Annotated in this window: 25 protein-coding genes and 2 tRNA genes; all 27 read right to left on the bottom strand. The window is 38.0% G+C overall.

Annotation, left to right across the window (positions count from 1 at the left end; genetic code table 11):
* Window positions 1-68 precede the first annotated feature (68 nt).
* A complete protein-coding gene (locus tag P9L98_00885) occupies window positions 69-1757 on the bottom strand; it encodes an NAD+ synthase (GenBank protein MDP8215864.1) in 1689 nt (562 codons plus the stop codon).
* A 44-nt stretch (window positions 1758-1801) separates the two neighbouring features.
* Entirely contained in the window at window positions 1802-3175 is a 1374-nt protein-coding gene (lpdA, locus tag P9L98_00880; protein ID MDP8215863.1) for a dihydrolipoyl dehydrogenase, read from the bottom strand.
* A 1-nt stretch (window position 3176) separates the two neighbouring features.
* Entirely contained in the window at window positions 3177-4079 is a 903-nt protein-coding gene (locus tag P9L98_00875; protein MDP8215862.1) for a hypothetical protein, read from the bottom strand.
* A 66-nt stretch (window positions 4080-4145) separates the two neighbouring features.
* Window positions 4146-5069 carry an aminopeptidase gene (locus P9L98_00870; protein ID MDP8215861.1) on the bottom strand — a complete coding sequence of 308 codons (924 nt, stop codon included), beginning with the start codon at window positions 5067-5069 and terminating at the stop codon, window positions 4146-4148.
* Entirely contained in the window at window positions 5066-5503 is a 438-nt protein-coding gene (locus P9L98_00865; GenBank protein MDP8215860.1) for a BatD family protein, read from the bottom strand. The genes P9L98_00870 and P9L98_00865 overlap by 4 nt, the downstream gene beginning before the upstream one ends.
* A gap of 15 nt (window positions 5504-5518) precedes the next feature.
* Entirely contained in the window at window positions 5519-6385 is an 867-nt protein-coding gene (locus P9L98_00860; GenBank protein ID MDP8215859.1) for a bifunctional 5,10-methylenetetrahydrofolate dehydrogenase/5,10-methenyltetrahydrofolate cyclohydrolase, read from the bottom strand.
* Entirely contained in the window at window positions 6378-6965 is a 588-nt protein-coding gene (locus P9L98_00855; protein MDP8215858.1) for a cyclodeaminase/cyclohydrolase family protein, read from the bottom strand. Before P9L98_00855 ends, P9L98_00860 begins: the two co-directional genes overlap by 8 nt.
* The gene (locus P9L98_00850; GenBank protein MDP8215857.1) at window positions 6965-8605 is read right to left on the bottom strand and encodes a formate--tetrahydrofolate ligase; all 1641 of its coding nucleotides are present in this window, start codon (window positions 8603-8605) and stop codon (window positions 6965-6967) included. The genes P9L98_00855 and P9L98_00850 overlap by 1 nt, the downstream gene beginning before the upstream one ends.
* Window positions 8606-9006: 401 nt before the next feature.
* Window positions 9007-9588 carry a ribonuclease HII gene (locus P9L98_00845; GenBank protein MDP8215856.1) on the bottom strand — a complete coding sequence of 194 codons (582 nt, stop codon included), beginning with the start codon at window positions 9586-9588 and terminating at the stop codon, window positions 9007-9009.
* A 29-nt stretch (window positions 9589-9617) separates the two neighbouring features.
* Window positions 9618-9998: a 50S ribosomal protein L19 gene (rplS, locus tag P9L98_00840; GenBank protein ID MDP8215855.1), complete on the bottom strand. Its 381-nt coding sequence runs from the start codon at window positions 9996-9998 to the stop codon at window positions 9618-9620.
* 10 nt (window positions 9999-10008) lie between these two features.
* A complete protein-coding gene (trmD, locus tag P9L98_00835; protein MDP8215854.1) occupies window positions 10009-10701 on the bottom strand; it encodes a tRNA (guanosine(37)-N1)-methyltransferase TrmD in 693 nt (230 codons plus the stop codon).
* A 1-nt stretch (window position 10702) separates the two neighbouring features.
* Complete coding sequence (gene rpsP / locus P9L98_00830; GenBank protein ID MDP8215853.1) at window positions 10703-10981, bottom strand: 30S ribosomal protein S16; 279 nt, start codon at window positions 10979-10981, stop codon at window positions 10703-10705.
* A gap of 42 nt (window positions 10982-11023) precedes the next feature.
* The gene (gene murA, locus P9L98_00825; GenBank protein MDP8215852.1) at window positions 11024-12286 is read right to left on the bottom strand and encodes a UDP-N-acetylglucosamine 1-carboxyvinyltransferase; all 1263 of its coding nucleotides are present in this window, start codon (window positions 12284-12286) and stop codon (window positions 11024-11026) included.
* Between the two features lies 1 nt (window position 12287).
* Window positions 12288-13097, bottom strand: a complete 810-nt coding sequence (gene prmC, locus P9L98_00820) for a peptide chain release factor N(5)-glutamine methyltransferase (protein MDP8215851.1) — start codon at window positions 13095-13097, stop codon at window positions 12288-12290.
* Window positions 13084-14199, bottom strand: a complete 1116-nt coding sequence (gene prfA, locus P9L98_00815) for a peptide chain release factor 1 (protein ID MDP8215850.1) — start codon at window positions 14197-14199, stop codon at window positions 13084-13086. Before prfA ends, prmC begins: the two co-directional genes overlap by 14 nt.
* 80 nt (window positions 14200-14279) lie before the next feature.
* Window positions 14280-14361 (bottom strand) — tRNA-Tyr (locus P9L98_00810).
* A gap of 24 nt (window positions 14362-14385) precedes the next feature.
* Window positions 14386-14457, bottom strand: a tRNA-Thr gene (locus P9L98_00805).
* A gap of 124 nt (window positions 14458-14581) precedes the next feature.
* On the bottom strand, window positions 14582-15622 hold the full coding sequence (gene queA / locus P9L98_00800) for a tRNA preQ1(34) S-adenosylmethionine ribosyltransferase-isomerase QueA (protein ID MDP8215849.1): 1041 nt from the start codon (window positions 15620-15622) through the stop codon (window positions 14582-14584).
* Window positions 15612-16748, bottom strand: coding sequence for a SpoIID/LytB domain-containing protein (locus P9L98_00795; protein ID MDP8215848.1), 1137 nt, complete (start codon window positions 16746-16748; stop codon window positions 15612-15614). The genes queA and P9L98_00795 overlap by 11 nt, the downstream gene beginning before the upstream one ends.
* Window positions 16745-16951, bottom strand: coding sequence for a DUF2905 domain-containing protein (locus P9L98_00790; protein MDP8215847.1), 207 nt, complete (start codon window positions 16949-16951; stop codon window positions 16745-16747). The genes P9L98_00795 and P9L98_00790 overlap by 4 nt, the downstream gene beginning before the upstream one ends.
* Window positions 16952-17020: 69 nt before the next feature.
* On the bottom strand, window positions 17021-17581 hold the full coding sequence (locus P9L98_00785) for an epoxyqueuosine reductase QueH (protein MDP8215846.1): 561 nt from the start codon (window positions 17579-17581) through the stop codon (window positions 17021-17023).
* A gap of 9 nt (window positions 17582-17590) precedes the next feature.
* Complete coding sequence (gene ruvB / locus P9L98_00780; protein ID MDP8215845.1) at window positions 17591-18598, bottom strand: Holliday junction branch migration DNA helicase RuvB; 1008 nt, start codon at window positions 18596-18598, stop codon at window positions 17591-17593.
* Window positions 18595-19209, bottom strand: coding sequence for a Holliday junction branch migration protein RuvA (ruvA, locus tag P9L98_00775; protein ID MDP8215844.1), 615 nt, complete (start codon window positions 19207-19209; stop codon window positions 18595-18597). The genes ruvB and ruvA overlap by 4 nt, the downstream gene beginning before the upstream one ends.
* Entirely contained in the window at window positions 19206-19718 is a 513-nt protein-coding gene (locus P9L98_00770; protein MDP8215843.1) for a crossover junction endodeoxyribonuclease RuvC, read from the bottom strand. The genes ruvA and P9L98_00770 overlap by 4 nt, the downstream gene beginning before the upstream one ends.
* Entirely contained in the window at window positions 19699-20463 is a 765-nt protein-coding gene (locus P9L98_00765; protein ID MDP8215842.1) for a YebC/PmpR family DNA-binding transcriptional regulator, read from the bottom strand. Before P9L98_00765 ends, P9L98_00770 begins: the two co-directional genes overlap by 20 nt.
* 64 nt (window positions 20464-20527) lie before the next feature.
* Window positions 20528-22567, bottom strand: a complete 2040-nt coding sequence (gene fusA, locus P9L98_00760; protein MDP8215841.1) for an elongation factor G — start codon at window positions 22565-22567, stop codon at window positions 20528-20530.
* Between the two features lie 100 nt (window positions 22568-22667).
* On the bottom strand, window positions 22668-23630 hold the full coding sequence (locus P9L98_00755; GenBank protein MDP8215840.1) for a hypothetical protein: 963 nt from the start codon (window positions 23628-23630) through the stop codon (window positions 22668-22670).
* Between the last annotated feature and the right edge of the window lie 2 nt (window positions 23631-23632).

The following is a 23632-nucleotide window of genomic DNA, read 5'->3' as shown; positions in this document are numbered from 1 at the left end:
ATGCATCAATGAATGTATCAATGAAGGCTAATTAAGAAAAACAAGTTGCAAGATATAGAACAGAGTGGTTATATCCTATACCCGCTCGTTATAGGCATTCTTCTATCCTTACCAAAAGATTTGGGTGTAATCTTGATACCAGGCGGGGATTGACGGCGCTTATATTCATTGTCGTCTATCATTTTAATCACCCTCTTGACTACATGTTTATTAAATCCATCTCTTACCATATCATCAAAACTCATATCCTCTTCAATATACCTTAAGACTATATCATCAAGCATACTATAAGGAGGGAGCGTATCTTGATCTTTCTGGTTGGGACGTAATTCCGCAGAAGGTGCTTTCTTTATAACATTAAGCGGTATTAGAGGTATTTTCTCCAAACTGTTTCTCCATTTAGCCAGCTTATACTCTAAGGTCTTTGTAAGGTCTTTAATTACAGCAAAACCGCCAGCCATATCACCATAGAGAGTACAATAGCCAACAGAGACTTCAGACTTATTACCGGTTGTCAAGACAAGGTAGCCGAACTTATTAGATAGGGCCATAAGAATGTTGCCTCTTATCCTAGCCTGAATATTCTCTTCTGCTTTATCAAACTTTAAACCTTTAAAAAATGGCTTCATAGTCTTAATGTAAGAACCGTATATACCGCCTATAGGAACTTCTATGGATTTGATTCCTAGATTCATTGCCAATCTCTGCGCATCTTTAATTGACGACTTAGACGAATATGCTGACGGCATTATAACCCCCAAAACAGAAGATGAACCCAGACCATCTTTTGCTATAGCCGCAACAAGAGAAGAGTCAATCCCTCCTGATAAACCTATAACCACCTTTGAAAAACCATTCTTTCTGACATAGTCCTTAACACCTATCTCAAGAGCTGAATAAACCTCTTTTAGTTCATCCATTGGCTTCTCTTTTAATCTTGGTAAAATAGTCTTTCTTCTTTTTGAACTTAAATCTAAACCAATAAAATTACAATTCTTTGAAGACTTTTTTCTCTTAAGACTTTTAAAATCTAAGTCTATAAAAACCATATCTTCCTTAAACTGTCTGGCCATAACCCTTAAAGACCCATCATCGACAACCATGCTGGCACCATCAAAAACAAGCTCATCTTGAGCTCCAACTTGATTTACATATATAATCTTGACTTTACACTCTATAGATATTTTCTCAAGCAGCCTCTTGCGCTGATTAAATTTACCCATATGATATGGGGAAGCCGAAACATTTATTATCACATCTACTCCGCTCCAAATATCTCTATAATTAAAACTATTATCGGCCCAGATATCCTCACATATCGTAATTGCAACCTTTATCCCGCTAAGTGATATAACCATAGAGTTATTACCTCCGGAGAAATATCTTCTCTCATCAAAGACTCCATAGTTCGGCAAGCAGATCTTTCTATAATTTGCAACTACTCTCTTGCCCTTTATAACAGCAACACTATTATAAATACTGCCTCTACTCTCTTCAATATAGCCGAGGAATACCAGACCTTTAAAATTATTATTTTTGATTAGCTTCTTAAGGGTATCTTTACAATCTTTTCTAAAGTGGAGTTTTAAAATCAAGTCTTCAGGAGGGTAGCCGCAGAGAGCAAGCTCCGGAAAGATTACAATATCAGGCTCACTAACAGCCGCCTTTTTTATATATTTTGCTATCTCCCGACTATTCCCCTTTAAATCTCCAACCAAAGGATTGGTCTGCGCAATGGCAACTCTTAAAGATTTCATATTTAGATTTTAAAGGTAACTCTTAAATTAAATCAAGCTAATATTTATATATAGTGTATAGCTTTATCGTTTAAAATCGCCAAAGCTTCACCAATAGCCTCACTTAGTGTAGGATGCGGATGCACAACGTCTATAAGTTCAGAATAAGGAATCTTAAACTTTATAGCCATGGTCAGTTCTGTTATCAGTTCTGTAACAGAAGATCCGGCAAGCCCTGCTCCTAATATCACCTTGCTGCTCTCATCCGCAATGATTTTAACAAAACCTTCTGTCTTTGATACCGCCCTTGCCTTACCTAGTGCCTTAAAAGGGAACTTCGCAATCTTTACCTTAAAACCTCGTTCTTTAGCCTCTCTCTCTTTTAAACCTATGTAGGCAATCTCCGGATCCGTATAGATGCAATTAGGTATAGAGGAATAGTCCAGCTCTTTTTTGATCCCAGCTATATTTGAGACTGCTACATGAGCCCCATAGCTTGCACTATGGGCCAGCATAGACCCGCCAATTAAGTCCCCTATAGCATAAAGATTTTTAAGGGATGATTCTGTATTAGAACGGACGGTAACAAACTTATTTTTTAAATCAACACCGGTATTATCTAAAACTTCTACGTTAGGCTCTCTGGATGCAGCAACAAGTACAATCTGTGACGATAGTCTATCCCCTGAAGAAAGATTTAACTCTATAGATTCTTCTCTCTTTTTAAGATCAACCACCTCAGAAGAACTATACATCTTAACACCCTGCTTGATAAGTCGAGACTCTATTACCTTTGAAAGCTCTCTCTCCACATTAGGCAAGATACTATCCATAGCTTCAATCAAACTTACCTCGCTACCTAACCGGGAGAAGTGAGAAGCAAATTCAACCCCAATTACTCCGGCCCCTATTATTGTGATTGATTTTGGGATATAATCTAAGTCTAATATTGTATCAGATGAGAATGCTCTCTTATTGTCAAACTCTATACCTTTAAGAGGTTTAGGCCGTGAACCTGTCGCAACTATTATATTCCCTGCTTCTATCTCTTCAGAGCTATCTCCATCTTTGATCAGAATACGGCTTGATGATAAGACCTCTGCCTCTTTAAATATTAAATCCACACCTCTCTTATCCAATAAAAACTTAATACCATCTCGTAAAGATTTTACTAATAAGTCTTTTTCTTTTTTAAGCAACTTATAGTCTAGATTTAAAGAATTCTCTTTTAAGCCAAAGTTTCTAGACTTTTTTATCTGGAGATACTTTTCGCTTTGATTTAGAAAATACTTTGTTGGAATACAACCCCAATTAAGACAGACCCCTCCAAGATACTGTTTCTCAATTAATAGAGTCTCTATACCAGAAGCGGCGGCAAGAAGAGCAGCCTGATAACCTCCGGGACCTGCACCGATTACCGCAAGCTCTACGTTTCTCATATCAACTCAAAATCCCTCTTTTTTTAAGAAAACTCAAGGATTCTTTGATCCCTTTTATTGATTTATCTAAATCTTCTTTCTGAAACTGATCTAAATCTAATTCAATAATCTTCTCGATTCCATTTGACGATATTTCAACTGGAACACCAAATGCTATATCGCTATAGCCATATTCCCCATCTAAAATAGCTACAGAAGGAACTATCTCTTTTCTATCGCTTAATATAACATCTAATACAACTTTAACTCCAGCGGCTGGGGCAAAATAAGCGCTGCCGCCCTTATAGTAAGAGACAATTGTAGCCCCTGCCTCTTTTGTCTCTCTTTTAGAAAGCTCTATCTCTTCACCATTAGTATCAAAGATGCAGAGCATATCTTTACTATGTGAACCTATAACCTGAGGTTCAAGCTCTGTAATATTCTTTCCTGTATTCTTACTCAAATAATACCTAAATCTACCCTTATCTAAAGCACCAGCCATACCAATAAGCCTTTTTCTATCAATAGCAGTCTTATTATGAAAACAATATGTTAGAACATCGACCGGATTAGAGACTATCACAAATATAGATTCGTCAATAAGACGTCTATTCATACCGCCTATTACCTGATCTAATATCTTGGTATTAACCTCAAGAAGGTCAAACCTACTCATTCCTTCTTTGCGCGGCATACCGGCTGTTATAATTACAATATCTGCCTCTACCGTATTTAGATCTTCAACTGCCGTAAACCTAATATCTTTTTTTAATACACCCCCGGCATGAGAGAGGTCTAAAACCTTACCTTTTAAAATATCTTTCTGAATATCATATATCAATACCTCATCAATAAAATCGGTAAATAGCATAAGGTATCCTATGTGAGCACCAACATTACCTACGCCTATAATTAATATCTTCATAATAGATGAGATTTTAGCATAGAGAAGAAACTTTAACAACTCCTGTCATTTCTATTTTGAGTTAGGCTAAGAAATATTCAATCTCTTGGAATCTAAATATATCTGAGGGTCAAAGAAAACCGCATCGATATGTATCCCGGCATTTACTCTACCGCCAAAACTTTTATTGGTTCCAAATGCAAAGTGGGCTGTATTAAGAGTTTTCTCATCTTCTAATACATTACCTGTAACCTTAGCTTTGGGATTTAAACCTATTCCAAACTCTGCTAAGTTTAAAGCCTTATCGCCAAAACTAGAGATAGAATTCATAAACTTACCAGGCTTACTCTTTACAAGCTTACCTCTCTCAATCCAGACCTTTATATCTTTACTCAATTTACCAAAACCAGCAATAGAACCATCAAAGACCACGATACCGTTAGCTGAACTTTCAAGAGGGGCTATAAAAGCCTCACCTGCAGGAAGGTTGCCAAAGTCACCCTTTTTTTTATAAATACCGTAATCTCCAAGTCCAACCCTACTCTCTATTGAAAAAGATATGTCGGTACCTTTGGATGTCAAAACCCTGGCCCTCCTGGCTTTAGAGAGCCTATCGGATACTCTCTTGACTGAACGCTTAATCTCTCTATAGTCCAGATTTAAACTGCGCATTACAACCTCATAACTTATCCCAGGCATAGAAGCAATTCTAACTCCTGATTTAGAAGCCTCTTTTCTGGCTCTGGTATGTGAGAGTGATTTTGAAGTCATAAGCAAAGCAACATCTGCAGTCTTAAGGATTTTAGCCACTACAGATGAAGGCTCCTGACCATCTATTTCCATATCGGGTATCTTAACGAGAAGGGATTCAGATCCCAACTTTAAAGAGTTGCTGTAGAAGAGTTCGGCTATTGGATAAAGCAGTCTATCCGTTATAAAGAGAAGGTTTTCCCCTCTCTTAAGTCCCATAGAATTAAACAGTACATTTTTTAGGAAAGCAATGTTTTTCATAGCCAAATTTTTTCTTCACTATTCTCTGAGCCGTCATTATCTTCTTTAGGTAAGATGCTATCTTTACTCCCACTAACCTTTATCTTTATAGCTTCAACCTCATACTCTACGTCTCCTGCTTCTACTTTAAATCCGGACATTTCAAAAAACCCCTCTTTAAGCGGAGAGAGCATAAAGATAAACTCTACAGAAGATACTATCTCTCCAGCAGAGATACTAACCTTGCTCATCTTCCTGTTTGAGATAATCTTAAAATTCTGAAGCTCAGGAACATGTAAAGCCGGAGTTGTTTTAAAACTTCCTGTTACTAAAATCCTGTATTTTAAAACCTCATCCAAAGAGATGCTCTCTCTATCCATAGAATATTTTACGGAGAGATCTTGAGCATAAAGTTTATTGGCTACCAAAAGCAATAGAACCAAAAGATATTTCATCTGCATTTGAATAGATTAGATTTTAATGTTACGTCTCTTTTTAAGAGCCAACAATAGATTCCTCATCAGCATAACTGTTGTCAGGGGGCCTACTCCCGCTGGAACAGGAGTAATATAGCTAGCCCTCTTTCTCGCTTTTTCAAACTCAACATCTCCTACAATATCAGCACCAACCTTATTTATGCCTACATCTACAACAACAGCACCCTCTTTTATCCATTCACCTTTTATAAGTCCAGGCTTACCAACGGCTGCAATAAGAATATCTGCTCTCTTAACATGTTCCTCTAATCTATTAACCTTTGAGGTACCAATATGACAGAGGGTAACAGTTGCAAGCTTGTCTGCAAGCAGCATAGTCAACGGTTTACCCACTATATAACTATGTCCAATTACTACAACCTCAGAACCAACATAATCTTCAACACAGCTATCTAAAATATTCATAACAGCTGCAGCTGTAGGCGGTATCAACACTGAATCAGAAGAGATAAGATTACCAAGATTTACAGGATGGACACCTTCAATATCTTTAGCTGGATCCATATCCAAAAGCAATGACCTGTAATCAAGAGAATCCGATAGAGGCTGCATAATAATAATACCATCTAAATCAGAATCGCCATTTGAATTAGTAAACTTCTGTTTTAAAGCAGTTAGACTCAAATCCTGTCCCAATTTAAAGAGCTGATATTCAACCCCTAAATAAGTTGCTATCTTAGCTTGGGCTTTTATGTATATATCTGAAGCTGAATCATCGCTGAAGCAGAAAGCTGCCATCTTTGCTTTAACATCACAAGACTCTTTCAGTAAAGAGAATTCTTTTTTTAATCCTTCGGCTAAAACCGAAGCTATATTTTTGCCATCTATTATATTATTCATTCTCTAGCTCTATACCAATTCTTTTAAAATCTTCTCTCAGCTTTTTAATCTCTTCTTCATCAAAACCCGAAAATTCCTTAAAACTCACATCGATAGATTTTAAATTTATTTCAACGAAAATTAAAGCAGAATCAAAAACAGCTTCTAAAAAACTCATTGCAGCCATAATATCTGAAACAAATATCATTTTAATCTTACCTATAGATCTATTTATCAGATCAAGAACAGTTATGACTATTCTGATCATCTCAAGAGGAACAGATGCTGCATCACGATAAGCTTCCTGAATCTCATCTTTATTGGCTGATCTATCTTTAATCAAATCATTTAACTTTAGATAGACCTCTCTATCTCTATCAATTAGAGCTAAGGCCTTCTCTATAGCCTGGTCTAAAGATAACTTTATATTTTTAAAACTCTCTTTTTCGAAATTACTAGAACTGTATAACAAACATTTCTTATGCAGAGATATCCCGCAACAGAGCACGGCAGCAGTAGCGCTGCCTCCGCCCGGAGCCGGAATCTTCTCTCCTAAACCTGCTAAATACTCCTTTAAACTACCGTCTATCACTCTATCCATTAAAAAAGTCCCTCATATTCACCTTTAGAAAATTTTATGTTCTCAAGTACCGGATGTTCGGGCAGTCCAGGCAGAAGAAGCATATCTCCTGTAATCGGTATCAAGAAACCTGCACCGCTTGAGATAACAATATCTTTTATCAGTAACTTCCAATCCTTTTTAACTCCTTTAATTCGCGGATTATGAGTTAAAGAGAACTGGGTCTTGGCTATACTCACGGGAAGTCTTCCGTAACCGAGGCTCTGAAATGAATCTATCTTCCTCTCTGCCTCTTCTGTATAATCAACTCCAGAAGCTCCATAGATATTTTCTGCTATTTTTAAAATTTTATCCTTAAGAGTCTGGTTCAAACCATAAAGCACTTTCATCTTACTCTTTTTGTAAGAGATACCTGATAAAACCTTCTCTGCCAACTCATATCCGCCTCTAGAACCTTTAGCATATACATCAGAGACTGCAACTTCAACCCCTAGAACTCCGAAGCAATACCTCTTTAAAGATTCGATCTCACTATCTTTATCCTGCTTAAACCTATTTATACAGACAATAGGCTCAAGATTGAACCTGCGTACAATTCCAACATGATGCGCAAGATTGACCAATCCCTTTTTTAAGGCAGCACTATTGGCTCTGTTAATCTTTTCCAAACTAAGCCCGCCATGATATTTTAAGGCTCGCAAAGAGACTACAAGTACAACTGAGGATATTTTAAAACTACCCTTTCTGGCTACAATATCTATAAATTTTTCAAACCCTAAATCAGAACCGAAACCTCCTTCTGTTATAACATAATCTGCAAGTTTTAAAGCCATCTCAGTAGCTACAAGGCTAGAGTTACCATGGGCTATATTAGCAAATGGTCCGGTATGTACAAAGACAGGGTCGCCTTCCTGGGTCTGAACAAGATTAGGCATCATAGCATCTTTTAAAAGAAGTGATATTGCAGGTACAACTTTTAGGTCTCTGGCATAAACAGGAGAACCATCTTTATCGTAAGCAATCATAATACGGGATATCATTTTTTCGATATCTCTTCTGTTTTTAAAAAGAGCAAGTATAGCCATCAGCTCAGACGCAGATGTAATCTTAAAACCGCTATTCCTAGGATAGTTTTCACCTTTCAAACCCAGACCAATAGAAACTCCTCTTAAGGTTCTATCGTTTACATCTAAAACTCTATTCCAAAGTACTCTATCTCTATCGATGCCCAGCTTATTTCCCCAGTAAATATGATTATCTATAACAGCCGCCAAAAGGTTATGAGCAACAGCTATGGCATGAAAATCACCTGTTAAGTGAAGATTTATATCGGAGAACGGATAGAGAGAGGCTTTTCCACCTCCCGCTGCTCCTCCTTTTCTACCAAAGACAGGACCCAACGAAGGCTGACGCAAACAGAGCAGGGTCTTTCTACCCATTCTATTTAAACTCTGGGTTAATCCTATAGATGTTGTTGTCTTACCTTCTCCTGAAGGAGTAGGATTTATAGAGGTTACAAATATAAGCTTACCTTCTTCTCTATTTTTGACCTTCTCTCGAATAGATAATCTGACCTTGGCTTTAAAATCCCCGTAAGCCAAGTAGTCTTTGCTGCTTAATCCAATCCTATCTGCAACATCTGTAATCTTTTTAACTTTCATAAAATATCCCGGTTTAAAAATATAGTTAAAATATAACTATACAATAGGATATAACAATATTACTAATTTTGGAATCTTAATCTGTAAAAAGTAGTGTAACATATTGAAGGGGGTTGCAACCAAAATGTGACCAGAATACAGCCAAACAGATGATAAAGTGAAGAATTCATGATAATAGTTGCTTGATTTATGAAGTAGTTATATCTAATTTTTTAATTTTATGGAAGTTACAGAATTTTCCTGAATTGGATTTTCAGTCCCGCGCTCTACCCTACCGGAGACAAGTACTCTGCCTATCGGTAGACAGGCATTGGCTATCTCAATAGGAATAGAGAGTTACAGCATAAATATATTCTTTGCCTAAATTCTCTATTTATTAATAGAATCTGAAAAATTTACCACTATACTTTAAAAGCTCTATTCTTTAGAGGTGCAAATGTCTTTCTATGTATCGGAGATGGGCCATGAAGACGAAGTAATTCCATATGCTCTTTCGTACCATATCCTTTATTTTGAACAAAATTATAATTGCCATACTTATTATCCATCTCTACCATATACCTATCTCTTGTCACTTTGGCTATAATAGAGGCGGCTGAAATAGAGAAACATACTCTATCCCCTCCCGGTATTGGAACCTGAGCCAGCTTTAAATCCAGAGTTATATTCCCGTCTATAAGCACTAAGTCAGGTTTTAGACTCAGGGAGAGAATGGCTTCCTTCATAGCAAGTTTTGTAGCTTCCAGAATATTTACCTCATCAATCTTCTGATGAGAGATACTATAGGTCGCAACTTTAGCAAATTTAGAGATTTTAAAAAACAACTCTTCCCTCTTACGAGCACTTAAAAGTTTAGAATCTTTTATCTCGCCTTTAAAGATGCTGCTTCTATTCTTTAATACCTCCCTGCCAAACGATACTGCAGCTGCTACAACAGGACCGGCAAGCGCTCCGCGCCCTACTTCATCTACCCCTGCAATCAAGGAGAACCCTTTTTCTATAAAACTCTTTTCTATTTTTTCTCCTTGGCTGCTCTTTTTGAACCGCCTATCTTCTCTTTGACTCTTGTTGCCTTTTTACCTACTCTCTCTCTTAAATAGTAAAGCTTTGCTTTTTTAACATCTCCCCTTCTTACAACAGCTACCTTTTCAACGGCAGGTGAATGCAGCGGAAAAACCTTCTCTACACCTTCGCCATAGCTTATCTTTCTTACAGTAAAAGACCTTCTTATACCTGATCCCCTTATAGAGATAACTATACCCTCAAAGATCTGCTTCCTACTTCTCTCTCCCTCCTGTATTTTAATATAGACCTTAACAATATCTCCCACATTAAATTCAGGTAATTTTTCTTTACTATACTTCTGCTCTACTTCTCTGATAATATCGGACATCTTCTCCTCCTTATATTTTATTGTTCTTTTTAAAATTATCGTATAAATCCGGCCGCAATCTCTCTGTTTTCTCCAACGACTTTTCAAATCTCCACTGTTCTATCTCTTTATGGTCACCACTTAAAAGAACATCCGGAACACTCCAACCATTAAAACCAGCCGGTCTTGTATATTGAGGGTACTCTAACAACCCTCTATTAAAAGACTCCCGCTCATTTGCATCTTTATTGCCTAAAACGTCAGGCAGAAGACGTACGAGGGAATCTATGACTATCATTGCAGGCAACTCCCCGCAAGTCAATATATAATCCCCCACAGATACTTCCTGGTCTATTAAATATTTTTTAACCCTCTCATCCACATCTTCATAATGACCGCAGATCAAAATAATATGATTTCTAGACCTTAACTTTACCAGATAGCTCTGCTCTAACCTCTTCCCGGAAGGGCCAAGAAGAATAACATAGGAATCCTCTCTTCTTAGCTCATTTAAAGCTTTAAAAATAGGCTCTGGCTTTAAGACCATCCCCGGTCCTCCGCCAAACGGTCTATCATCTACAGTACCTCTCTTATCAGATGTCCAGCCTCTTAAATCGTGAAGGTTTATGTCTACCAGCTCTTTTTCCTGAGCTCGTTTTAATATAGACTCAGAGATTACCGACTTAAACATGCTTGGGAAGAGAGTCAAAACATCTATGACCATCTTACTTTTTCTTCTTTATCGCTTTTTTAAACTCGTCTGGATCCATGCCGTTTTTTTTCATCAAAGACTTAACGGTCTCACTTAGCTGAGCACCCTTCTTAATCCACTCCATAGCCTTCTCCCTGTCAATCTTGGCTTGAGTAGCCTCTTTTCTGGGATCATAAGATCCAATCTGTTCTATAAACCTACCGTCTCTTGCAGCTCTAGAGTCAACTACAACTATCCTGTAATGAGGAGCTTTCTTCTTACCCATTCTTCTTAACCTGATCTTAACAGCCATCTCCTACCTCCTTAGAATTTAAATTTACTGCACTAATACGTTTTATTCTTTTACCCTCTCTATCTGGGCACCCAGACTTCTAAGTTTCTCCACTATTCTCTCATAACCTCTATCTAAATGATAGACTCTAGATATTACAGTATCACCCTCTGCAACCAATCCAGCTAAGATTAATGCCGCTGAAGCCCTCAAATCTGAAGCCATTACATCAGCAGCGCTTAAACTGCTTACTCCTTTAATTATAGCGGTAGGACCCTCTAAGCTTATATCCGCTCCCATCCTATTTAACTCCCCTACATGAATAAATCTTTCAGGAAAAACTTTCTCGGTTATAACACTAACTCCATCGGAGACTGCAAGAAGCGACATAAACTGAGCCTGCATATCAGTAGGAAAACCTGGGTAAGGTAATGTTGTTATCTCAGACGAACTCAAGCTACCATTAAATTTGACCCCTATACCATCCTCTTTTATGTTAACAATGCAACCTATGCTATCAAGAGTATCTATAACAGCACCGAGATGCTCTACGCGGGCATTCTTTATAAAAACATCACCCCCTGTTATAGCAGCTGCAACCATATAGGTACCTGCTTCAATCCTGTCAGGTATAACACTATGCTTTGCTCCATGCAGCTTTTTAACACCCTCTATCTTTACCATAGGAGAACCAGCCCCTTCAATCTTAGCCCCCATCTTATTTAAAAAATCGGCCAGATCAGCAATCTCGGGCTCTGAGGCAGCAGCCTCTATATAAGTCTCACCTTCAGCTAGAGTTGCAGCCATCATAACGTTTGCGGTCGCAAGAACAGAAGAACCAAAAGGACCGCCCAAATATAAACGCCTGCCTTTAAGAGAACTGGCTTCAGCATTAATATAGCCATGTTTGCACTCTATCTTTGCCCCCAAAGATTTTAATCCTTTAAGGTGTAAATCTATCGGTCTTCGCCCTATAATGCAGCCTCCGGGAAAAGAGACACGCGCCTCTCTCTTTCTAGCCAGAAGAGGACCCAAGATGCATATTGATGCTCTCATGGTTTTAACCAATTCATAAGATGCCTCATTGCCTAAAAATTCTCTTGGCTCTACATAGAATCTCTTACCTTCCTCTCTAACCAATACTCCCAGACACCCTAAAATCTGGACCATAGTCTTAACATCTTTTAGATTGGATATATTATCTATAATGCACTCTTCATCACTAAGCAATGTTGCAGCAAGAATCGGGAGCAGGGAGTTCTTTGCTCCCGATATATCCACGCTGCCAACCAGCTTGTTGACACCTCTTATCTTTATCTTGTCCATTTTAAAAACTTATAACCATTACTCTCTCTTTATGTTCCAGATCCTCTATAAAATCCAACTTTTTAACCCTAATTAGTCTACTCTCATATATAAATTTATGCTCAGGGTCTATCTCTATAATCATTCTACCGCCTTTTTTTATAACAGCAGAGGCTTCGGCTATCAGCTGAAGAGTAAACTCATAACCATTCTCTCCTCCAAAGAGAGCCTCTCTGGGTTCCCTCTTTACCTCAGGAGGTAAAACACTCTCTTGAGAAAATGCTATATAAGGAGGATTTGAAACCAGAAGGTCAAAAAATCTCTCCCTTTTAATAAATCCAATCGAATCGCCCTTTACAAACAAAATATTCAATGCAGAACTATTTAAAACTGCATTCTCTGATGCAACACGAATAGCATTAGAGCTGATATCGGTGGCAACAATTCTACAATCGTCAAATAACTTTGTCAAACATATAGCTATTACACCGGTCCCTGTACCTATCTCCAGTATCTTCAGATTTTTATGTCCAGAATACTCTTTAGCTATATAATCAACAACGACTTCTGTTTCCGGACGCGGGATAAAGAGACCCTCTTCTACGTTGAAATCAAAGCCGTAAAAATTAACATTCGATGTTAAATACTGTAAAGGTATGCCTCTCTTTCTCTGGCTTAGAAAATAATCCATCTCATATAGAGGGAGATCTTTAATTTCAGCCATATAGAGCTCGCTTCGGCATTTAAAGTTTAAAACGGAAAGCATTATCTCCTCTGCTTCTCTCTTTGAAATCTCACTGCTATACCTGCTTACAATATCAACCGCTCTCATCTATGCTTCCCTTAAACTTTAATTTTTTAAGCATCTTCTTTCTCTCTTCTATCATCAGAGATTCGACAATCTCATCAAGATCTCCGTTTAATATCCCTTCAAGTTTATACAGGGTCAGGTTTATTCTATGGTCCGTAACTCTATTGTCGGGAAAATTATAGGTCCTTATCTTCTCGCTTCTATCTCCTGTCCCAACAGATACACGTCTCTTCTCATCGCGTTCTCTCTCCTGAGTTCTTATCTGAAAATCTAATAATCGCGCTTTTAAGATTCTCATCGCCTTCTGTCTGTTTTTTATCTGTGAACGCTCATCTTGGCAGGCAACAACAATACCTGATGGAAGATGGGTAATTCTAACCGCAGAATCAGTCACGTTAACATGTTGTCCTCCTGCCCCAGATGCTCTATAAGTATCTATCTTTAAATCCTTAGTATCTATCTTAACTTCAACCTCTTCCGGTTCAGGCAAAACAACAACAGAGACTGCCGAAGTATGAATTCGCCCCCCTGTCTCAGTTAAAGGTACACGTTGAACCCTATGGACCCCGCTCTCATACTTCATATACTGATAAACATCTCTACCTGAAATAGAAAATATCAGTTCTTTAAAACCGCCCAGAGAAGTAGGATTTGAATCCATAACTTCTAATCTCCAGCCCTGTTTCTGAGCAAACCGGCTATACATCTTATATAGATCCGCAACAAAAAGTCCGGCTTCATTTCCTCCTGTTCCTGCACGTATCTCGAAAATTATATTCTTATAGACTTCAGGTGATATAAAAGTGTTCAGTATTAATCTCTCTAACTTCACGTTGATACCCTCTATCTCAGTACTAATTCTTTCTCTCTCCTCCTCTGCCAATTCTTTCATGTCCTGAGCTACACCATTCTGATTTAACATCTCCGTTATCCCTTTCAATTCCAACTCTCTATCCTCTAATAATTCAGCCGCAACGACAACATTATCATAACGAGCTCTCTCTTTAGCATACTCCTGACAGATCTCATAATTGGAAGAAATCTCAACTTGAGATAGCTTAGAGAGAATCTCGTCATACTTCTGGCGTATCTGATCCAGTGCTGACTTATACTCTTCTTTCATAGAGAAAATATTAACAGACTTTTTTAATTACTTCAATTGGATAGATAGGGACACAAAATTCTAAGTAGAGATTAAAAGAATGGGCAGGGAAGGATTTGAACCTCCGAAGCCGTTGGCAGCAGATTTACAGTCTGCCCCCGTTGTCCACTTGGGTACCTGCCCATAAATTTTAATATCTCTTCAAAAAGCTGGCGGAGGGATTCGAACCCCCGACCTGAGGTTTACAAAACCCCAGCTCTACCACTGAGCTACGCCAGCATCTTATATTATATAAAGAACTTCGCAATTTATGAAATTGTACAGCAAAAAAGAAAAAAATCAACTTTTTTAATTTAAAGTCGAGATGCTCTGATATTCGCTCTCTTAAAACCATAGAATCAGATTAGACAATAAACATGGCATCCCCATAAGAATAGAACCGGAACCTCCTTTCTACCGCCTTCTTATATCCGGAGAAAAGAAGATCCCGCCCGGCAAAAGCTGAGACTAAGAGCAGGAGACTTGTTCTAGGCAAGTGAAAATTAGTTATTAAAGCATCTATGATTTTGAACTTATATCCCGGTTTAATAAATATGTCTGTCATACCTTCACCAGGTTTAACCCCTAAATCTCCATCCTCACAGTATGCCTGCGATTCTAAAACTCTAACCGTTGTAGTGCCAACAGCTATAATCCTTCGGCCATCCTTTTTGGCTTTATTGATTTTAGAAGCGCTCTTCTCTGACATTTCGTAATGCTCTTCATGAAGCCTATCTCTGCCAAGACCTACCTTATCTAAAGGCTTGAAGGTCGCATAGCTAACATGCAGCAGGAGATCCACAATATCTACACCGATAGACTCTATCTTAGAGATCAATTCCAAGCTAAAATGGAGGCCTGCAGTAGGAGCAGCAACCGAACCTGGATTCTTAGCATATACTGTCTGATAACGCTCCCTATCCAATGCTTCGGCTTCTCTCTTTATGTAAGGAGGAAGAGGCATATTCCCATACTCCAGAAGATAGTCAAATCCAGGATCAAACAGAAGTCTTATCACATTAAAACCGTCTTGCCTGCCTATATAGATTGCTCTCTTATCTCCGGGAAGATATATCTCTTCATTCATCCTCAATCTACCTCTTAACTTCATTAAAACAATATTTTCACCTTTAATCGGCTGGCCGAGAAAAAGAATCTCTATTCTTCCTCCCATATCTCTATTTGCAAACAGGCGAGCCGGAATCACCTTCGAAACATTTCTGACTAAAACATCTCCTTTCTTAAAATAGATTAGCATATCTTTAAAGATTTTAATTTCGATACCTTCCCTCTTGCGATCTAAAACCATAAGGCGAGACTCTTCTCTTTTTTGAGTTGGGTAATATGCAATCAACTCTCTATCTAAGTTGTAATTGTAATCTTCTAAATCTATTCTAGTTCTCATCCCAAACAATCTTTTTTATTTCAGAACCAGGATAGTAATGCTCTAAGATCTCACGAAAGTCATATCCTTTTCTAGCCATACCATAGGCACCCCACTGACATAGTCCAATACCATGGCCCCAGCCGTAACCCTTAATATCTATAACACCGTCTATCTTCTCAAGTATAAATCTCCTGCTTCTTATAATATTTGCTCCTAGAATACTCCTAAACTCTTTAGCTAAGATAAGATACTCCTTACCATCTGCAAAGATCTCTATCTCCTTTACGTAACCGCTCCCGTAACGCTCTTTAACAAGAACTCTCTCTATATTATTCAAACTATATTCAGCCTTACTAAGAGCAGCTTTGAAATCTTTGACCTTTATCTTCTTATTCCAGCGGTAATGCTTGGAGTAACGGCAGAAATCGCAGCTCACCCCGCTAAGAGGAGGAGTCTCCATCTTCCAGAGGTGTTTTACATTATCCGTATGTCCGCCGCATGTTGAATGGTAAAAAGCAGGAAGAATCTTGCCGTTATAGATCAATATTAACCCTTTAGTAGATAAGACAGCTCTCTTTATACGCCAACGCTCACCAAGTTTGCCCCCGTAAACTTGAGATAGAACATCGGATGTTAAATCATAATTCTTATTCCTATTCATCTCTTTCATATATAATGCATAGCTGCGGGCAGCTACAGCTTGAGCTCTGAGCGCTTCCATCGGCCACCAATGTGCAACTTCATACTCTAAAACTCCCTTTAAATAGTCTTCAAGCGATACAATGTTGATAACAGTCAGGCTATTATCTTCCCTTATAAACCTCGCTTTTCCGCGATAGGGCCTGGAGTCTAGGTAGATAGCTCCATCTCTTTGCGGTAAAACTTCAACTGCAAAAACATTATAATAACTTCCTCCAATCTTTATACCTTTACCATTATCTACGGATATATCTACCCTTAGATTCCTGCCTCTATCCAACTCTTCCCCTGTAAAAGGGAGCTGTACTCTGTAATCTCCCTTAACCAGAAGATGGCAGCTCTTGATATTTTTTTTAATAACTACTCTCAAAGAGTCGTCTAAAGAAAAACCATTTTTGGAAAATAAGAATAATCCAAAGATAAGGAAAGGTAATATCTTTTTCATTTTCTGATTAAAAATCTCATAATAATAGATAAAGCAATACTTAGTATTATCAATGTTGTAAAAGGAAGATAGAATGTCAGACTGCCTCTTTTAATTACAATATCACCAGGCAGCTTACCGAAATATGGAATTTTTCCAAAGACCAAAATAAAGCCTCCCACAACAACCATTAATAGACCTGTAATAATTAAAATTTTAGCCAAAATACATCTCCTTGAAACAATGACATGATAAATATTCTAAACAGAAATATCAAGAACAGATAGTACAGCTCAGGTATTCTGCTTCTTAGATTTAATCCTCTCTTCTCTATCGAACTCACTGAAGATACACCCGCAGTAGTTTTGTCTGTAGAGATCAAGTTCTTTCGCCCTACGCCTACCTTCTGAATAAAATTTTCTGAAATTCAAAGATATAAAATTAAGTCCGTATTCCCGGCCCGCTTCTTCGCCTATCTCAATTATCTTCTCTTGAGACTGATAAGGACTTATCAATAATGTAGTAGTAAAACTATCGATCTTTCTATCTTTTGCAAACTTAGCCGTTAATTTGAGCCTAAGCTCCCAACATCTCCAGCACCTCTTAGGGCTTTGATATTCAGCAGCCAGAGCTTTGAAGAAAGAATAAGGATTACAATCTAAATACTCACAGCTTAAACCAGATAACTTACAATATTCAAAAAGAGTCTTTTCTCTTTTCTTAAACTCTGAATAAGGATGGATATTGGGATTGGCATAATAGCCAAGAATATTATCAAAACCCATTCTCCTGGATTCATTGACTACTTCAATTGCGCATGGCGCACAGCAGATATGAATTAAGATGCTACTCATAGAGATAGACTAAAAAAATGCTTTACCTTTATTAGACTTTAAATGTTTATAAGCAAGTTTAGTTACCTCTCTCCCCTTACGGGTTCTCTTTAAAAATCCGGCCTTCAAGAGGTAAGGCTCAACAACATCTATTATCGTATCCGGCTCTTCATTGAGGGCTGCAACCAGTGCATCTATTCCTACAGGACCGCCTTTATACTGCTCTATTATTGTTGAAAGTACCCTTCTATCAACATGGCTTAAACCTAGATCGTCAATCCCTTCTTTCTCCAGCGCAATAGATACGATTGAGGGGGTAATACTACCATCAGATTTAACCTGGGTATAATCGCGTACTCTACGTAAAATCCTGTTGGCTATACGCGGTGTACCGCGAGAGCACTTCGCTATCATTAAAGCCGCTTTTTCTTCAATTGGAATATCCAGCAGGCTCGCAGAACGCTTTATAATGTAAGAGAGTTCATCAGGCTGATAAAAGTCAAGATGGTAGTATATACCGAATCTAGCCCTTAAAGGAGCAGATAATAATCCTGAACGCGTAGTCGCCCCGACAAGAGTAAAATGTTTAAGATGAAACTTTATCGTCCTTGCATACGGCCCTTTATCTATAATGAAATCGATCTTAAAATTCTCCATTGCTGAATAGAGAAACTCCTCAACGGTTTTAGATAATCTGTGAATCTCATCTATGAAGAATATATCACCTTCATTAAGATTGGTAAGTATACCGACCAGATCTCCGGCTCTATCAATACTGGGACCAGAAGTAGTAATAATATTTGAATCCATCTCGTGGGCCATAACATGAGCAAGGGTAGTCTTACCTAACCCTTGAGGACCTGAGAAAAGAATATGGTCTATCGGTTCTTCCCTCTTTAAGGCAGCCTTAACACCTATACTTAAACCATCTGTAACTCGCCTCTGACCTACGAACTCACCTAATCTCTTAGGCCTTAAGGATATATTCAGTATCTGTTCCTCATCCTGAATATTTTTATTTATATTCTCCTCTTTCATCTATTCGTTATCCTCACTCTATATATCTCATTGAGCAGCTCTTCTACATTCTTGGGCTCTAAATTTCTAAGAAATGCTTTATCTATCATCTCTTCAGCTTCACTCTTCTTATACTGCAGCTGGAGCAATACATCGAGAGCCTCGTCTCTAATACCCGAATCTACTTTTAATAACTTTTTAGCACCTTCTTGAACCAAGGCATACTTACCTACCTTACCCTGTAATCTTGCTATAATCAGCCTTGCTTTCTGCTGCCCTATTCCAGGAAGAGAACTTAAGAATTTCTCATCTCCTCTATCAATTGCAATAGCAAGCTGAGAGACAGGATATTTAAGCGCTCTAATTGCAACCTTAGCACCGATACCCGATATCTTGATAAGATTTTCAAAAAACTCTCTCTCTACATAATTCCTGAAGCCTATTAAAACAGGAACCATCTTATTGCCTTCACTCTGGTAATAACTATATATGACAAGATCTATCTCCTGGTCTCTCTCTAAACCCTGCAGAACAGAATCCGGAATCAAAATCTCATAACCAAAAGCACCGCTTGATACAATGATACTGCTCTCTCTAATATCTCTTATAGCTCCTTGAAGTCTCGAGATCATAAAACTTGAACCTTTCTTGTCGTTATCAGGAGATAAGCCAAAGCTACAGCTAAAGCATCAGACTCGTGCAAGTTGCCTGCCCCTTTCAAATTAAAGCCCTCTTCCATCATTTTTGCAACCTGCTCTTTTTTAGCATTGCCGCGCCCTATAATAGTTTTCTTCACTTTTGTTGCTGCTATGTTGACTATCTTTATATTTTTCTGAGATACCGCAAGCTCCACAACTCCCTTTACACTGGCCATCTTTAAACCTGCCTGGGGATAAGAAGAGTTGGAATATATATCTTCAACAACAACGACGTCGGGCTCTAGCTCGGATAGAAGCTTCTTGAATTTTGAATGTATATATTTAAGCCGCTCTTCGAGAGGTTTCTTAGAATCAGGAGCTATAGTGCTGAAATTTAAAATATTGACGCCATCTTTAAGATTGGATAAATCACAACCTTTGCTGGATTCAATCAAAGCATATCCACTACTATCCAACCCAGGGTCAACTCCCAGTATCTTCACCAACGACCTCTTCTATGATCTTATCCGGTATATCAAAATTAGCGTGAACATCCTGAACATCATCATGGGACTCTAGCTCCTCCATTAGCAATAATACCTGCTTTGCATCTTGACCAGTCAACCTAATAGTATTGGAAGGAATCATCGTAATTCCAGCAGAGATATAATCAATATTATTATCCTTAAGCTTATTTTTAATATCTTCAAATTTATCTACAGAAGTAGTAATCTCATAATTACCATCCTCCGTCTTCATGTCCTCTGCTCCGGTATCTATAACCATACTTAAAAGAGCATCTTCGCCCATAGCATCTTTAGAAATTATTATTAAACCTTTCCTCGCAAAAATCCAGGCTACAGAACCGGCTCCGGCCATATTTCCGCCGCGCTTGCTAAATATATTCCTAACGTCAGACGTAGTCCTATTCTTATTATCGGTCAACGCTTCAACAAGAATAGCAACCCCAGCAGATCCGTACCCTTCATACTGTACCTGCTCATAACTTACCCCGGGCAACTCCCCTGTTCCTCTCTTAATCGCCCTCTCAACATTATCATTGGGCATATTGGCTTCTTTAGCTTTATCCATTGCTTGTCTCAGATGAGGATTAGCACCTGGATCTCCGCCGCCGTCTTTGGCTGCTACAGTAATCTCTTTTGCAATCTTGCTAAAGATTTTACCCTTCTTAGCATCAGCAGCACCTTTTTTATGCTTTATATTCGCCCATTTAGAATGTCCGGACATTACTCTCTCTCCTTCATAAATATAGGTAAATTATATCAACCGAAATATCAAGAAGCAACATATCTTATTCTTCTCTCTCACCAACTTTAGACTTCTGAACTATTTTTTCAGCCTCTCTCTGAGGTACGATCTCATAATGAGAAAACTCCATAGTATAATAACCTTGCCCACCAGTAATAGAACGTAATTCGGAGCCAAACTTAAACATCTCAGCCATAGGAATCTGCGCCTTTATATTCTCCATACCACCTTTAGCCTCAACTCCTGCAACCCTTCCTCTCTTTGAACTGATATCACCGCTAATCTGCCCCATAAACTCATCAGGTATAGCTATCTCAATATCCATTATAGGTTCAAGCAAAACCATCCCGGAATTCTTAGCAGCGCTTTTAAAAGCCATAGACCCTGCAATCTGAAACGCCATATCAGATGAGTCTACTGGATGATAAGAACCATCATAAAGCGTAGCTCTAACGTCTACAACAGGACATCCTGTAAAGACACCCTCTTTCATAGCTTTTTTAACACCTTTCTCTACTGCAGGTATATAGGATTTAGGGATAACGCCGCCTACAATAGCATTGACAAACTCAAACCCTTTATCTCTCTCTAAAGGCTCTAGTCTAAGCCAAGCATCACCATATTGACCACGACCACCCGTCTGCCTCTTATATCTACCTTGTGCTTCTGAGACCTTAGTCATAGTCTCACGATAAGGCACTTTAGGAGCACTTAACTCAACATCAACACCAAATCTCTCGCTTAATCTACCGACCATAACATCTAAATGTAGGTCACCTAACCCTGATATCAGGAGCTCTTTTGTCTGTTCTTCTCGAGAGACTTTAAAGGTTGGGTCTTCAAAACTAAGCTTATGTAATGCTTCCATTATCTTCTCTTCGTCTTCTCTAGACTTAGGCTTTATTGAAGAACACATTGGTGAAGCAGGATAATTTATTAAATCAAATATAATCTTCTCTTTCTCGTCACAGATAGTATCGCCAGTCTTTGTGTTTTTAAGTTTTGCAACCGCAACTATCTCTCCGCAGTTTGCAGATGCAACAGCACTCTGCTCCTTACCCTGGATTCTTAAAATCTTAGTTATCTTTTCTTTGGACCCATCGCTAGAATTAAAAAACGAAGAATCGGAGTCAAGTTTTCCAGAAAATATTCTAAAAACAGTAAGCTGACCTACGTAGGCATCGTATATAGTTTTAAATACAAAGGCACTGAAAGGTTCACCAATATCCGCTCTTCTCTCCATCTCCTCATCGCTGCCAGGCTTCTTGCCTACTAAAGCACCTAATTCATCAGGTGAAGGAAGAAGATTGACAACAGCCTTAGTTAAAACCTCTACTCCAATCTGATCTTTTGAAGCAGAACCAAAGAAAACTGGAATTAAAGTTCCTGCTCTAACAGCCTTTTTAAGTCCCTGAGATACCTCTTCTTCTGTCAGCTCTCCTCCTTCAAGATATTTCTCAAGAAGTGCATCATCTGATTCTGCAGCAAAGTCAATGATACCCTTATAGATTTCATCCAGCTTAGATTTAATAGGCTCTGGAGCATCGGCAGAATTAAATATACTATGTATTTCTGTCAAACCAGATCCTGTAGCATCAGGAAGATTGAATGGTATACAGTTTGAACCAAACCTCTCTTTTATCTCATTTATAAGAACATCTAAATCTGTATCCTCTTTATCACATTTGTTGACAAAAATAATAACAGACTTATTGCTTACTCTAGCAGCTTTAAAGCTCCTCTCAGTGCCAACCTCAACACCTGAATGAGCCCCTATTGTAAGTATGACTGAATCAGCCGCACTTAAAGCAGCTAATGCATCACCTGCAAAATCAGCATAACCAGGAGCATCAAGAATGTTTATGAGCTTAGAATCCTGGACAATATTAAAGACGGAGGTATTTATAGATATTCCCTTTTTAATCTCATCAAAAGCAAAATCACTACTGGTATTACCATCTTCTATACGCCCAAACCTGCTTATGGCTCCATTTTTATAGAGCATAGCTTCAACTAATGTAGATTTACCCGATGAAGAGTGACCTAAAATAGCGATGTTTCTAATATCCTTGACTTCCTGCATACCTTATCCTCCTTCTAGATTTGATTAGTTAGATAATTATAATAAATGGTATAAAAAGGGGGTGTTTTTGTCAAGGAATGAAAAGAAAATATTTTAAATTTTAAGGAAAGGAGATTCCGAAATGACTGAGTACTTTGCTTTTAATATTTTGATCAATAACCATGTTTTCAATAATTGCTCTAACTGTCTGTAATTTTTCCTGGAGATAAGGCCTGTCTATTAAATTATATATTAATGCTGCATGAAATATTCTCAGAAACCTTTCTTCTTTCATAGTGTTTTCAATAACTTGCACATCATCATTATATTGCTTTTCTCTTAATCCCTTATCTTTCAGCCCTTCCAATTTTATATTACAACCATCTATCATTTGCTGACTTTTATCAAATAATATAACCAATGAATATGCTACAATTTCTTCACCATTTTCAACGATAAAATCTTTATTCTCCAAAATAACATTTTGGCTCCTACTGATTTTTGAAATATTTTCATTGCCAGATAAAATCCAGTTATATAGATTCAGCATCTGCTGACGATTCGGTATCTCTTCATTTAAAACATGCCTTGCTTGCGTTGCCACATAATCAGCAAAGCTCAAAGATTTAACCATCCTAAATACAGACTCCATATTCCCGCTTTTATTCAATACCGACAAAAACTCCTGCTCAAAAGAAGTTAGCATATCATACACTTTCGTATATTCGTATTGCCGGGAATAATCTTCATATCCGGAAATTTCTTCTATAGCTATACCCGAAATGCCTGAGATATGACTAATGACTTCATTGTATTCCGCCTTGGTCATTTTACGGTTTGAAAAGCTTTTAAAACAAAGAGAAGAAAGTTCTGGATACGCTTGAGCGAGGACTTGAGGGCTATCAAAAATTTCCAAAAATGTCCAAATATTTCTAAATAAAGCCTCTGTATTTACACCTAGAGGTGGAGTTATCTCTTTATCGAGAGATTTAATCCTTCTGCAAGCATTTTGGCTCTCAGAGAAAGGCTGAAAACATACAGCAATACATACCGATATTAATACTATCTTTATAAAAGTCTTCATTT

Origin of the sequence: Candidatus Kaelpia imicola (assembly GCA_030765505.1) — a bacterium.
GTDB lineage: Bacteria > Omnitrophota > Gorgyraeia > Kaelpiales > Kaelpiaceae > Kaelpia > Kaelpia imicola.
This window is presented reverse-complemented; position numbering and strand designations above follow the sequence as displayed.

Bases quoted from the DNA above. Each gene is read 5' to 3' on its own strand.
- fusA (MDP8215841.1), bottom strand. From the start codon at position 22,567: ATGCAGGAAGTCAAGGATATTAGAAACATCGCTATTTTAGGTCACTCT.
- queA (MDP8215849.1), bottom strand. From the start codon at position 15,622: ATGAGAACTAGAATAGATTTAGAAGATTACAATTACAACTTAGATAGA.
- P9L98_00785 (MDP8215846.1), bottom strand. From the start codon at position 17,581: ATGAGTAGCATCTTAATTCATATCTGCTGTGCGCCATGCGCAATTGAA.
- murA (MDP8215852.1), bottom strand. From the start codon at position 12,286: ATGGACAAGATAAAGATAAGAGGTGTCAACAAGCTGGTTGGCAGCGTG.
- P9L98_00765 (MDP8215842.1), bottom strand. From the start codon at position 20,463: ATGTCCGGACATTCTAAATGGGCGAATATAAAGCATAAAAAAGGTGCT.
- ruvB (MDP8215845.1), bottom strand. From the start codon at position 18,598: ATGAAAGAGGAGAATATAAATAAAAATATTCAGGATGAGGAACAGATA.
- P9L98_00865 (MDP8215860.1), bottom strand. From the start codon at position 5,503: ATGAAATATCTTTTGGTTCTATTGCTTTTGGTAGCCAATAAACTTTAT.
- rplS (MDP8215855.1), bottom strand. From the start codon at position 9,998: ATGTCCGATATTATCAGAGAAGTAGAGCAGAAGTATAGTAAAGAAAAA.
- trmD (MDP8215854.1), bottom strand. From the start codon at position 10,701: ATGGTCATAGATGTTTTGACTCTCTTCCCAAGCATGTTTAAGTCGGTA.
- P9L98_00855 (MDP8215858.1), bottom strand. From the start codon at position 6,965: ATGGATAGAGTGATAGACGGTAGTTTAAAGGAGTATTTAGCAGGTTTA.
- P9L98_00850 (MDP8215857.1), bottom strand. From the start codon at position 8,605: ATGAAAGTTAAAAAGATTACAGATGTTGCAGATAGGATTGGATTAAGC.
- P9L98_00875 (MDP8215862.1), bottom strand. From the start codon at position 4,079: ATGAAGATATTAATTATAGGCGTAGGTAATGTTGGTGCTCACATAGGA.
- prmC (MDP8215851.1), bottom strand. From the start codon at position 13,097: ATGAGAGCGGTTGATATTGTAAGCAGGTATAGCAGTGAGATTTCAAAG.
- P9L98_00860 (MDP8215859.1), bottom strand. From the start codon at position 6,385: ATGAATAATATAATAGATGGCAAAAATATAGCTTCGGTTTTAGCCGAA.
- P9L98_00870 (MDP8215861.1), bottom strand. From the start codon at position 5,069: ATGAAAAACATTGCTTTCCTAAAAAATGTACTGTTTAATTCTATGGGA.
- ruvA (MDP8215844.1), bottom strand. From the start codon at position 19,209: ATGATCTCGAGACTTCAAGGAGCTATAAGAGATATTAGAGAGAGCAGT.
- P9L98_00885 (MDP8215864.1), bottom strand. From the start codon at position 1,757: ATGAAATCTTTAAGAGTTGCCATTGCGCAGACCAATCCTTTGGTTGGA.
- P9L98_00795 (MDP8215848.1), bottom strand. From the start codon at position 16,748: ATGAAAAAGATATTACCTTTCCTTATCTTTGGATTATTCTTATTTTCC.
- prfA (MDP8215850.1), bottom strand. From the start codon at position 14,199: ATGAAAGAAGAGTATAAGTCAGCACTGGATCAGATACGCCAGAAGTAT.
- rpsP (MDP8215853.1), bottom strand. From the start codon at position 10,981: ATGGCTGTTAAGATCAGGTTAAGAAGAATGGGTAAGAAGAAAGCTCCT.
- lpdA (MDP8215863.1), bottom strand. From the start codon at position 3,175: ATGAGAAACGTAGAGCTTGCGGTAATCGGTGCAGGTCCCGGAGGTTAT.
- P9L98_00755 (MDP8215840.1), bottom strand. From the start codon at position 23,630: ATGAAGACTTTTATAAAGATAGTATTAATATCGGTATGTATTGCTGTA.